Genomic DNA, 11,546 nt, shown 5'->3' with positions numbered 1-11,546 from the left:
AGAAGCCGGTGCCCGGTCTGAACACATCGCTGACACCGCTGCGTTTCCTGGAACGCGCGGCGGAGGTGCACCCTGATAAGACCGCGGTCGTCGACGGTGACCGGCGTATCACCTACGCGGAGTTGGCCGCCCACGTGACCCGACTCGCGCACGCGCTGGGCGCTTCGGGTGTCGAGGTGGGGGATCGGATCGCCTATCTGACTTCGAATTCGTTCGAGATGTTGGTTGCGCACTTCGCCGTTCCCCTGGCGGGTGGGGTGCTCGTCGCCATCAATACTCGGTTGTCGGTCGAGGAGGTGACCTACATCTGCGACCACTCAGGGGCGGTATTGCTCGTAGGCGACGCAGCACTTCTCGAACCCGTTCGCGCGGCTACGTTCGCGACGATCCGCGAATTCGTCGAAACCCCTGGCGTCGACGGCGATTACGCGGGGATCGCCCTGCCGTACGCCGAACTCGTGGCTCGCGGATCGGATGCCCCGATTCCGTGGTCGGTCGACGATGAAGATGCCGTGATCTCGATCAACTACACCTCCGGGACCACGGGCCGCCCGAAGGGGGTGATGTACACCCACCGCGGCGCTTACCTGGCCTCTCTGGGGGCGATCCACCACGAAGGTTTCGACATCGAGACCAGATACCTATGGACGCTGCCGATGTTCCACTGCAACGGATGGTGCACCACATGGGCGGTCACCGCCGTGGCCGGAACCCACGTCTGCCTGCGTGCTGTACGCGACGACGTGATGTGGGAGCTGATCGACAACGAGGGGATCGACCATCTCAACGGTGCCCCAACGGTTCTCGTGACGTTGGCCACGTCCGCCAGGGCCCACCCGCTGAAGCGCTCGCTGACCGCCACCACCGCCGGCGCACCGCCGAGTCCTACGGTCATCGCCGCGGTGCGCGGACTCGGATTCACGCTGAACCACGTGTACGGGCTCACCGAGACTTACGGGCCGTACTCGGTCTGCGAACCCGGCACGGATTGGGACACACTCCCCGGTGACGAGCTCTCCCGCAAGCTCGCTCGCCAGGGCGTCGGCATGCTCACTGCGGACAGGATGCGGGTCGTCCGCACCGAGCGCGCAGCCGACGGTTCCCTGATCGACGTGCAACCCGACGGCGTCGAGATGGGCGAGATCGTTATGCGCGGAAACATGGTGATGAAGGGGTATTTCAACGATCCCGAGCGCACCGCCGAAGCGTTCGCGGGCGGGTGGTTCCACTCTGGCGACCTGGGGGTGATGCATCCCGACGGATATGTCCAACTACTGGATCGGGCAAAGGACATCATCATCTCCGGCGGCGAGAACATCTCGACGGTCGAAGTCGAGCAGGCGCTGGCGAGCCATCCTGCCGTCCGCGAGGTCGCCGTCATCGGCGTGCCCGATGACAAGTGGGGCGAGCGCCCGAAGGCGTTCGTTGTCCTCGTGCCCGGCACGACGACAACTCCCGACGAGCTCACCACGCACACGAAGGCCCAGATCGCGTCGTACAAGGCGCCACGGTCCGTCGAGTTCCTCGACGAGTTACCAAAAACGTCTACAGGCAAGGTCCGCAAGAAGGAACTGCGCGATGCCGAATGGGGTCACGCAGTCGTACGGATTCAGGGCTGAGACGATGTTCGAAAAAGCTGTCCAGGCTGCCGAGGCCGTCGGCTTCATCGACGATCCGGATACCGCGTTGTTCGGACGCGCAGTTGCTTCGGCAGTCCTCGGTGTGGCGCGCCATCCGTTCAAGGGCACCGAACTCACCTATCGAGTCGGCAGCGAGCTGATCGGTACAGCGTTGGTGACGGTCAACCGCTCACTCGGCCTGTCCACGCCCGGGCCGATGGCGATCGATCCCAAGGACAGGCGGTTCACCGACCCTACCTGGGAGGACAACCCTGCCTACTACGCGATCAGGCAGGCCTATCTGGCGTTACGTCAGTACGCGCTGGGATCGGCCGAGGCGGCCCAACTCGACCCGGTCGCAGCGCGCAAGGCGCACGTAGCGCTCGAGTTCCTGGCGGACGCGCTGGCGCCGACGAACTTTCTGCTGACCAATCCCGCCGCGCTCAAACGGGCCTTTGAAACCGGTGGCCGTAGCGTCGTGTCCGGTCTCTGGAACTTCGCCGACGACGTCCTCCACAACAACGGCCGTCCACAGCAGGTGGATCGGACACCGTTCGAGGTCGGCCGGAACCTCGCGGCAACCCCGAGCCGGGTCGTCCACCGCAACGATCTCATCGAAGTCCTGCAGTACCTGCCGCAGACCGAGCAGGTGCATCAGATCCCGATCCTGTGTAGCCCGCCCTGGATCAACAAGTACTACATCATGGATCTCGCGCCGGGCCGGAGCTTCATCGAATGGGCGGTCCAGCACGGGCACACCGTTTTCGCGATCAGCTATCGCAACCCCGACCGGACGATGGCCGACACCACGATGGACGACTATCTGATCCAGGGACTCGGCACCGCGCTAGATGTCGTGTGCGACATCACCGGCTCGGCGAAGGTTCACGTCGTCGGGCTCTGCCTCGGTGGCGCGATGACCATGATGACGGCGGCGTACCTCGCCAGCGCAGGAGACGACCGGATCGGAGCGATCACCCTGTTGAACGCGATGGTCGACTTCGCTGAACCGGGTCCGCTGGGGACGTTCACGGATCCGTCGACAGTGGCCATACTGGAGAAGAAGATGGCCCGCAAGGGTTATCTCGACGGCACCGAAATGTCGGGCACCTTCGACATGCTCCGGCCCAACGATCTGATCTTCAACTATGTCGTGTCCAACTGGTTGATGGGGCAGTCGCCACCGGCGTTCGATCTGCTGGCCTGGAACGCCGACTCGACCCGGATGCCCGCACGGATGCACGCCTTCTACCTTCGAGCGTGCTATGTCGAGAACCGATTCGTCGCTGGCGAATTGGAGTTGGCTGGCCGGCGCCTGCACCTGGGCGACCTATCGCAGCCGCTCTACATCGTCGCCGCCGTGAACGACCATATAGTTCCATGGAAATCCTCTTATGCCACAACGGATTACGTCGGTGGTCCGGTTCGGTTCGTACTCTCCAGCGGTGGCCATATCGCCGGCGTCGTGAACCCGCCCAACCCCAAGGCGTGGTACATGACGTCCGACGAGACCCCGGCCGCCCCCGAGGAGTGGCGCGCGGGCGCTGAGAAACACCCAGGCTCGTGGTGGGACGACTGGGCAGTGTGGTCCGCCGAGCGGGGTGGTCAGATGGTCGACCCGCCGCCGGTCGGTGGCGCTGAACACCGAGTGCTCGGCGAGGGCCCGGGCGAATATGTGAGGCTGCAATGACTTCGGTTGTTCTCGAGGGTCTCGACGGATTGCGCGAACGGGAAGGCACCGTGCTCGGTGTCAGTGAGTGGATCGACGTTGCGCAGGACGACGTGAACACGTTCGCGCGGCTGACCGGCGACGAGCAGTGGATTCACGTCGACCCGGCGCGTGCCCGAAACGGGCCCTTCGGGACGACGGTCCAACATGGGTTCCTGACGTTGGGCATGTCGACCGGCCTGCTGTGGTCGATCTGCACGGTCTCCGGATTCGAGGTCGTCCTCAACTACGGGCTGAACAAGGTTCGGTTTCCCGCGCCCCTGAAGGTTGGCGCGCGTGTACGTGTTCATGCCGAACTCGCGGCCGTCACCGAGTTGGCCGGCGGTGCGGAAGCGGTCTACCACCTCACTTACGAGGTTGAAAACGAACCGAAACCGTGCTGCGTTGCCGATCTTGTCTTCCGCTACTACAGCTGAACGGCCAGCGCCCAAACGATTTGCGTTCAGAGGGCGCGGAGGATGTCGTCGACACGCTCTTTTGCGTCGCCGAAGAGCATGGCGCTGTTCGTGCGGAAGAACAAAGGGTTCTGGACGCCGGCGTAGCCGGATGCCATGGAGCGTTTGAAAACGATGACGTTGTCGGCTTCCCAGACGGTGAGGACGGGCATACCGGCGATGGGACTACCGGGGTCTTCGGCGGCGGCCGGGTTGACGGTGTCGTTGGCGCCGATCACCAGTACCACCGACGTGTCGGCGAAGTCGTCGTTGATCTCGTCCATTTCCAACACGATGTCGTAAGGGACCTTCGCTTCGGCGAGCAGGACGTTCATGTGGCCGGGGAGCCGGCCAGCGACGGGGTGGATGCCGAAGCGGACGTCGATGCCGCGTTCGCGGAGCGTGCGGGTTAGGTCGGCGACTCCGTACTGGGCTTGGGCGACGGCCATGCCGTAGCCGGGGGTGATGATGACGGAGTCGGCGGAGGTGAGGAGTTCGGCGACGGCGGCGGCGGTGATTTCGCGGTGAACGCCGTAGTCTTTGTCGTCGGCCGGTCCGGCCTCGATGCCGAAGCCGCCGGCGATGACGGAGATGAACGACCGGTTCATGGCCTTGCACATGATGTAGGACAGGTACGCACCGGAGGATCCGACGAGTGCGCCGGTGATGATCAGCAGGTCGTTGGACAGCAGGAACCCGGAGGCGGCGGCGGCCCATCCGGAGTAGCTGTTGAGCATCGAGACGACGACGGGCATGTCGCCGCCACCGATCGAGGCGACCAGGTGCCAGCCGAGCAGCAGGGCGAGCGCGGTGACGATGGCGAGCAGCCAGATCGACGGTGAGATGACGAACCACACGGTGAGGGCGGAGAACCCGACGAGCGCGCCGAGATTTAGGAAGTTCTTGCCGGGCAGCATCAGCGGGGTCGATGTGATGCGCGCGGAGAGTTTCAGGTTGGCGACGATCGAGCCGGTGAAGGTGACCGCACCGATGAACACGCCGATCACGACTTCGGCCGAATGAATGCCGAGGAGTCGGTGGGCACCCAACAGTTGGGCGTCGACACCGTCGGGGTGACGTTCGATGTGCAAATACCCGTTCCAGCCGACCAGCACCGCGGCCAAACCGACGAACGAGTGCAGCAGTGCTATCAGTTCGGGCATGCCGGTCATCTCGACCACACGGGCACGCCACAGGCCGATCGCGGCACCGATCAGGCTCGCGATCAGGAGTAGCCCGAGTCCGAGGTGTTCGATGTCTCCGTCGATGGCCTTTGCGACCGTGGCGAGCAGCGCGATGGCCATACCGGCGATCCCGAACGAGTTGCCGGTCTTGGCGGTCTCGTGCTTGGACAGACCGGCGAGGGCAAGGATGAACAGCAGGGCCGCGACGACGTAGGCCGACGTCGCGGTGGTCTCCACCGAGAACATAGAAGTGGTCTCTTTCCGGATCGTCAGCTTCGGGAGAACATGGCCAGCATGCGGCGGGTCACCGCGAAGCCACCGAAGACGTTGATGCTGGCCAGCAGGATCGCCAGCGCGGACACGGCAGTGATCGCGACATTGTGGTGCCCGATCTGTAGCAGTGCGCCGACGACGACGATCCCGGAGATCGCGTTCGTCACACTCATGAGTGGGGTGTGCAGAGCGTGGTGGACGTGCCCGATGACGTAGTAGCCGATCACTATCGCCAACGTGAACACCGTCAAGTGCACCTGCAATGCGGCGGGGGAGATCGCGATCAACCCGAATAGCACAGCCGCGGCTGCGAACACTATCCCGAGCCGTCGTCCGGCCGAGAGCGGTTCCTTCACGGGCTTGACAACGGGTTCCGGGGCCTTGACCGCGGGTGCCGCCGATACTGCCACGGGTGGTGGTGGCCAGGTGATCTCGCCGTCGCGGACGACGGTCATAGAGCGCTGCACCACGTCGTCCCAGTCGAGGACGAACTCGCCGTCCTCGCCCGGGGTGACGAGCTTGAGCAGGTTGACGAGATTGGTGCCATACAGCTGCGAAGCCTGCCCGGGAAGGCGTCCAGAGAGATCGGTGTAACCGATGATGGTGACGCCCTTGTCGGTCACCACAACCTGTCCCGCGACGGTGCCTTCGACGTTGCCGCCGTTGGCGGCGGCCATGTCGACTATCACACTGCCGGGTTTCATCGAGGCCACCATGCCGGCGTTGATGATGCGGGGAGCGGGGCGGCCCGGGATCAAGGCGGTGGTGATGATGATGTCGACGTCGGCGCACTGGTCGGCGTACAAAGCCGCTTCGCGAGCCTTGTAATCGGCGCCCATCTCCTTGGCGTAGCCGGTGGACGACACCTCCGCGTCGGAGTCGGCGATGGAAAGGTACTCGCCACCCAGTGATTCGACCTGATCAGCCACCTCGGGCCGCGGGTCGGTCGCCCGCACGATCGCGCCCAGCGACCCCGCCGCACCGATCGCCGCCAGTCCGGCGACACCGGCACCCACGACCAACACCTTCGCCGGCGGAACCTTCCCTGCCGCGGTCACCTGACCGGTGAAGAACCGGCCGAACGCGTGCGCCGCCTCCACCACCGCGCGATAGCCCGCGATATTGGCCATCGACGACAACACATCCAACGACTGCGCCCGAGAGATCCGCGGCACCGCATCCATCGCCAGCGCCGTGGTGCTTCGGCGCGCGAGGTCTTCGATGAGCGCCGCATTTAACGCGGGTGCCATTTGGCTCACCAACGTTGCGCCCGCATTCACGCCGTCGAGCTGGTCGGACGAGGGTGGATTGACGCCGAACAGGATGTGCGCGCGTGAGGGGTCACCGATCGCAGCTCCCGCAGCGGCGTATGCAGCGTCGGAGAAGGATGCCAATTCTCCGGCTCCCGGCTCCACTATGACGTCGTAGCCGAGCTTGCGGAGTTGCTGGACGGTATCGGGTGTAGCCGCGACCCGAGTCTCACCGGGGCGCGCTTCTTTGAAGACCCCAATGATCAAGGCTTTTCCTTACTTTCTTTCGTAGGGTGGTCGGGCCGTCGGCCGTAGGGTTCGATTCACCTAGGGACGACGGGTATGGCTTTCATGCTTTTGCTGGTGTTCATGGCCGTAGGAGATTGGCCGCCCGTCGTTCCGAGACGACTCGACCGCTAATTGAGAGACGCGATTGGATCGCTGTGTAAGGACACGTCGGCGTGGTCGTCTAACGGAAGTAGCCAGACGAGCACGGAGGCGGCGTTGATGGCACGACAACTGTGGGCCGGCGTTGACGCCGGCAAAGCCGACCATCATTGCGTGGTCATCGACACTGACGGGCAGCGCCTGCTGTCGCAGCGAATCGCCAACGATGAAACCGTGCTGCTCGAATTGATCAGCGCGGTGACCGCTCTCGCTGACGGCGGACCCGTCACTTGGGCGATCGACCTCAACCATGGTGGCGCTGCTTTGCTGATCACACTGCTGCTCGCCCGCGATCAGCGACTGCTCTACATCCCCGGACGCACCGTTTACCACGCCTCGGGCAGCTACCGCGGTGACGGAAAAACCGACGCCAAAGACGCTGCGATCATCGCCGACCAAGCCCGCATGCGCCGCGACCTGCAACCGTTGCGGGTAGGTGATGACATCGCCGTCGACCTGCGCATCCTCACCGCGCGCCGCACCGATCTCGTGGCCGACCGCACCCGTGTGATCAACCGTCTGCGCGCCCAGCTGCTGGAATACTTCCCGGCACTGGAACGCGCCTTCGACTACAGCAACAGCAAAGCCGCGCTGATCTTGCTCACCGGCTACCAAACTCCGGACGCACTGCGCCGCCTCGGAGCCGCACGCCTGGAGACCTGGCTGCGTAACCACAAGGCCCGCAACGCATCCCGCATCGCTGCCACCGCTATCACTGCCGCCAAAGCTCAGCACGCGACCGTGCCCGGTCAGCAGATCGCCGCTGCCATGGTCGCGCGCCTGGCCAAGGAGGTGATGGCCCTCGACAGCGAGATCGGTGAGACCGAAGCGCTGATCGAGGAACGATTTCGTCGCCATCGCCACGCCGAGATCATCCTGAGCATGCCCGGCTTCGGAATCATGCTCGCGGCCGAGTTCATCGCCGCCACTGGTGGTGACATGAAGTCTTTTACCAGTGCCGACCGCCTCGCCGGGGTCGCCGGGCTCGCACCCGTACCGCGCGATTCGGGAAGGATCAGCGGAAATCTCAAGCGGCCCCGTCGTTACGACAGGCGTGGCCTGCTGCGCGCCTGCTACCTGGCAGCGATGATCGCTGTACGCCTCGACCCCACTTCTCGCATCTACTACGACAGAAAACGAGCCGAGGGCAAAGCCCACACCCAAGCCGTGCTGGCCCTGGCGAGGCGACGAGTCAACGTCCTGTGGGCGATGCTGCGCGACGGCGCGACCTACACGCCCCACGACCACTCACCTACCGCTCTCGCGGCTTGACATCTTCATTGAGAATCTCCTACGAATTGACTGACTGGTTGATAAGAAGGTCCGTGGGATCGACGTCGCGCAGCGCGCGTCGTCGCAGGCTTCGACCAGAACGTCCCGACACGAACGAGTGACGAACTCTGAGATTCCTCGCGGCGGACGTCTCAGCCCGGTATCAGAACTGCGCGACCCTTCAACTTGCCGTTGGCGAGGTCGTCAAATGCACGTTGCGCGTCGGCCAGCGGGTAGGTATCCGTCTGCACCGCGACCTTACCGTCGTCGGCAAGTTGGAGGACCTCGGTTTGATCGACTTCGGTTCCGCCGTAGGGACGTTGCACGTTGACTCCCCACGGCAGCACCTCGCCTTCGAGGCTGGCGTTGAACGGGAAGGACCCGCCACCCAGGCCGACGATCCGGATTGCTCCCTCCGGCGCCACGATCTGGCGTGCGAGGTCGATGGTCGGCTGCACTCCGACGAAGTCGATGACGATGTCGGCACCGAACCCGTCTGTCTCGGCGAGAATTCGAGTGGCCGCATCCTCACCCGCGAGCAGCGCGAGATCGGCTCCGTACGACGTAGCGTGATTTACCCGGGTAGCGTCCGCGTCGATCGCGATAATTTGTGAATTCGACACCGCGGCAAGGATTTGTAGTGCGACGTGGCCGAGTCCGCCGATCCCGATCACCACTACCGTCGCGTCGTCGGCCAACCTCGCCCGGACGGTGTTGATCACGTGCATCGGGGTCAGCCCGGCATCTGCCAACGGGGCCGCCGCGACCGGATCGAGTGCGCCGATCCCGTTCAAGTGACGAGCGTCGACCTTGATGAATTCGGCCATTCCGCCGTCGACCGCGAGCCCCGGCGTCAGCGGAAACTGGGTGCGGCTGCCATTGATCGAGCAGGCATTGCCCCGGCCGTTGCGACAAGACCGGCATGTTCCGCACGACCAGACCGCCCGAACCAGCACGGCATCTCCGGGCTTGATCCCGTTCACACCGGCACCAGCACTTTCAACGAAACCGGCGGTTTCATGACCCATGGTCGTTCCGAAGAACGGCCAGCTGTCGTCCTGGTGAAGGATGTGTAAGTCGGAGTGGCACAGTCCGGCAGCTGCGATCCGAACCAGGACTTCGTTATCCGAGATCTTTGGAACTGGAACGTCCCGCAGTTCGATCTTCCCGGGCGCAACGAGCTTCAACGCCTTCATGGTGATCCTTTCCGGTAGCTGGCTGAGCGTCTACCGCTGCTGTGTCCGAGCGGTCGTTGGTAACGGCTAGGACGATATGGCGCAGACGTCGGCTCCGGTCCACCCGAACGGGTGGTCATCGTCCCCAGGTCATTGGTCGAGCAGACTCGAACGACTTTCGCGCAGTTCAGCTGGAGCGCTGCACGGCAATCAATTGTCGTTGCGTTGACTAGCCGAACCAACACCTGGCGGTGTGCTCCGAAAACTGGGCGCTGTGGAACGGACATGTCCGCGAGACAAGAGTGACGTGGCTCACTTCAGTACTGCTTGAAATACCAAGCGCACGCTCGCCATACTTAGCGTGCAAGTTTCAACCGCTATCCTAAGGAGCCCATCATGGCCGCCACCGCCACGACGACGACCACCCCTACCCCGCTGACAGACGCGGTCACCAAAGCTGGCGATCAACTTGTATCCGCGGTGAGGCAGGGACAGAAAGTCACCCTCGATCTGGCGACTTCCCTTGCGGAAGCGACCAATTCCGTCCAGTCCGGCAATGAACTCATCCCGGGCGTGCCGGCGCTGGCCGACATCCAGGCTGTCTGGATCAAAGGGTACGACGTCGCCATCGAACTGCTGACACTCCAGCGCGACTTCTCCGTCAACGTTGCCGCAGCTGTCAAACCGGCCGATCCTGCCTGAGCAAGTAGGTTCGAAGGCATCCGCCGCCTCGAGTATTTAGGGGACGACATGCTGAACGAACCAGATCAACACGCCAAACTCTTGGGAGAATTCATCAGGGCGCAGCGGCAGATGGCTAATCTGTCGCTGCGCCAGCTCTCTGCTATGACCGCGGTCTCAAATCCGTACCTCAGCCAGATCGAACGCGGCATGCACCAACCGTCCGTACGAGTTCTCAAATCGATCGCCTCCGCGCTCAACCTTTCGGCTGAAGCAATGCTCGAACAAGCTGGGCTCCTCGAAGAGACCGGACCGGCGGCCGACTCTGCCGCAGACGACGGCAACGCCACCGAGAATGCTCTGAATGCTGACAAAAGATTGACCCCGACACAGAAGCGCGCACTTATCTCGGTGTATCGCAGCTACATCGAAGCAAACGAATCCGGATCATCCTGACTCAGGCGACGGCGGCATTACTCGTGCAGCCCCGTGCCGGGCGAGGTCGTGATCGACGGTCTCGTCGACACCGCGAGCGGGCGCAGGTGAGTAGGGGCGTCCGACGGGACTTGCGCCCTAAACCTTTACGGATTCAGTTGTAACAGAACATCGTTGACCTGCTGCGGCGTTAAAATAGTTGCGGCAGCAGCAATTACCCACAATTTTCGGTGCTCGACTTGAAGCAATTCCCTCTCGGATGGATCGGTCTCTGCCTTTGTCGTCGCGTGCGAGTGCAGCGAAGCAACGTCGGGCTGTTTGTTTCAGAGGATCGCGTAGGTGTGCGGCGCTACCGCCAAGGAGCGTGACCCTCTAGATCTAGCTCTGGGGTGATCATGACGAGTACGAATGAGGTAACGCCCGGTGACGGCTGCCTCAAGTGCCGTGTGTCGACACGGCCGTGTCCTGCACAGATTTGGAAAGTATCGCAGTGGCTCAGTTTGAGACGCTCGGAGCGCGATACGTGATGTCCGACGACGTGTGAGTCGCTCTGCGGATGCCTCCTTAACCCGTGCTGACCAGGCGTTTTGAACCGTTCCGTGCGGTTCGGCCGCCTCCTGCGCCGATGTCTCACCTTGATACACCGCGACGGTGTCGACCGTCACAACCATTGATGTCGACGGATGGTCAGGACGACGGTGAAAAGGGAGACCTCATGACCACACAAACTTCCAACGAAACTCTCGACCGGGACTGCCCCCGGTTTGGTTGACTCCTGACCTGTGAGGATTCGTCCTTGCTGGAAGGATCATTCTCGTGCCGAAACCGTTTCCTGCCGAGTTCCGTGCCGATGTCATCGCCGTGGCCCGCAAGGGTGAGGCTCCGTTGCGCCAGATCGCGAAGGATTTCGGGATCTCGGAGGCTTGCCTGCATCGCTGGCTCAAGATCGCCGAGCGGGAGGACGACCGTAGCCGGCCAGGTGCGTCACCGCCCGCTGACGACGTAGCCGCGCAACTGCGGGAGGCACACAAGCGGATCAAGCTGCTT

The 11,546-nt window shown here is 63.4% G+C and carries 10 protein-coding genes; 7 read left to right on the top strand and 3 right to left on the bottom strand.

The genetic code is table 11. The features are described 5' to 3' along the window. Positions 1-8 precede the first annotated feature (8 nt). From FOS14_RS21335 to FOS14_RS21325, 3 genes are read left to right on the top strand one after another with little or no spacing between them, the layout of a single operon-like run. Entirely contained in the window at positions 9-1,619 is a 1,611-nt protein-coding gene (locus FOS14_RS21335; RefSeq protein WP_185981877.1) for an AMP-binding protein, read from the top strand. A gap of 4 nt (positions 1,620-1,623) precedes the next feature. Continuing rightward, the gene (locus FOS14_RS21330; RefSeq protein WP_143772878.1) at positions 1,624-3,309 is read left to right on the top strand and encodes an alpha/beta hydrolase; all 1,686 of its coding nucleotides are present in this window, start codon (positions 1,624-1,626) and stop codon (positions 3,307-3,309) included. Then, entirely contained in the window at positions 3,306-3,764 is a 459-nt protein-coding gene (locus tag FOS14_RS21325; RefSeq protein ID WP_143772877.1) for a MaoC family dehydratase, read from the top strand. Before FOS14_RS21330 ends, FOS14_RS21325 begins: the two co-directional genes overlap by 4 nt. Before the next feature lie 26 nt (positions 3,765-3,790). On the opposite strand, the gene pntB is transcribed toward FOS14_RS21325, so the two are convergent. Both pntB and FOS14_RS21315 read right to left on the bottom strand, forming a co-directional pair. Then, positions 3,791-5,212 (bottom strand): Re/Si-specific NAD(P)(+) transhydrogenase subunit beta, encoded by a 1,422-nt coding sequence (gene pntB / locus FOS14_RS21320; RefSeq protein WP_143772876.1) that lies wholly within the window; start codon positions 5,210-5,212, stop codon positions 3,791-3,793. Positions 5,213-5,235: 23 nt separating this feature from the next. Further along, positions 5,236-6,756, bottom strand: coding sequence for a Re/Si-specific NAD(P)(+) transhydrogenase subunit alpha (locus FOS14_RS21315; protein ID WP_143772875.1), 1,521 nt, complete (start codon positions 6,754-6,756; stop codon positions 5,236-5,238). Between the two features lie 240 nt (positions 6,757-6,996). On the opposite strand from FOS14_RS21315, the gene FOS14_RS21310 reads away from it, so the two are divergent. Further along, entirely contained in the window at positions 6,997-8,208 is a 1,212-nt protein-coding gene (locus FOS14_RS21310; RefSeq protein WP_143772874.1) for an IS110 family transposase, read from the top strand. Positions 8,209-8,360: 152 nt separating this feature from the next. Here FOS14_RS21310 and FOS14_RS21305 read toward each other — a convergent pair whose 3' ends face one another. Next, positions 8,361-9,404: an NAD(P)-dependent alcohol dehydrogenase gene (locus FOS14_RS21305; protein ID WP_143772873.1), complete on the bottom strand. Its 1,044-nt coding sequence runs from the start codon at positions 9,402-9,404 to the stop codon at positions 8,361-8,363. A gap of 375 nt (positions 9,405-9,779) precedes the next feature. On the opposite strand from FOS14_RS21305, the gene FOS14_RS21300 reads away from it, so the two are divergent. From FOS14_RS21300 to FOS14_RS21290, 3 genes are all read left to right on the top strand, one after another. Further along, a complete protein-coding gene (locus FOS14_RS21300) occupies positions 9,780-10,085 on the top strand; it encodes a hypothetical protein (protein ID WP_143772872.1) in 306 nt (101 codons plus the stop codon). A 48-nt stretch (positions 10,086-10,133) separates the two neighbouring features. Beyond that, positions 10,134-10,520, top strand: coding sequence for a helix-turn-helix domain-containing protein (locus FOS14_RS21295; RefSeq protein WP_143772871.1), 387 nt, complete (start codon positions 10,134-10,136; stop codon positions 10,518-10,520). Positions 10,521-11,315: 795 nt separating this feature from the next. Beyond that, positions 11,316-11,546, top strand: a 231-nt coding sequence (locus tag FOS14_RS21290) for a transposase (protein ID WP_143772870.1), incomplete at its 3' end; no start/stop codon positions are given.

Origin of the sequence: Skermania sp. ID1734 (assembly GCF_007489285.1) — a bacterium.
GTDB lineage: Bacteria > Actinomycetota > Actinomycetes > Mycobacteriales > Mycobacteriaceae > ID1734.
The sequence above is the reverse complement of the archived record's forward strand: the minus strand, read 5'-3'. Positions and strand labels throughout refer to the sequence as shown.

What these genes read in the sequence shown, in the direction of transcription:
- FOS14_RS21330 (WP_143772878.1), top strand. Translation starts at nt 1,624, where the DNA reads ATGTTCGAAAAAGCTGTCCAGGCTGCCGAGGCCGTCGGCTTCATCGAC.
- FOS14_RS21325 (WP_143772877.1), top strand. Translation starts at nt 3,306, where the DNA reads ATGACTTCGGTTGTTCTCGAGGGTCTCGACGGATTGCGCGAACGGGAA.
- pntB (WP_143772876.1), bottom strand. Translation starts at nt 5,212, where the DNA reads ATGTTCTCGGTGGAGACCACCGCGACGTCGGCCTACGTCGTCGCGGCC.
- FOS14_RS21310 (WP_143772874.1), top strand. Translation starts at nt 6,997, where the DNA reads ATGGCACGACAACTGTGGGCCGGCGTTGACGCCGGCAAAGCCGACCAT.
- FOS14_RS21305 (WP_143772873.1), bottom strand. Translation starts at nt 9,404, where the DNA reads ATGAAGGCGTTGAAGCTCGTTGCGCCCGGGAAGATCGAACTGCGGGAC.
- FOS14_RS21300 (WP_143772872.1), top strand. Translation starts at nt 9,780, where the DNA reads ATGGCCGCCACCGCCACGACGACGACCACCCCTACCCCGCTGACAGAC.
- FOS14_RS21295 (WP_143772871.1), top strand. Translation starts at nt 10,134, where the DNA reads ATGCTGAACGAACCAGATCAACACGCCAAACTCTTGGGAGAATTCATC.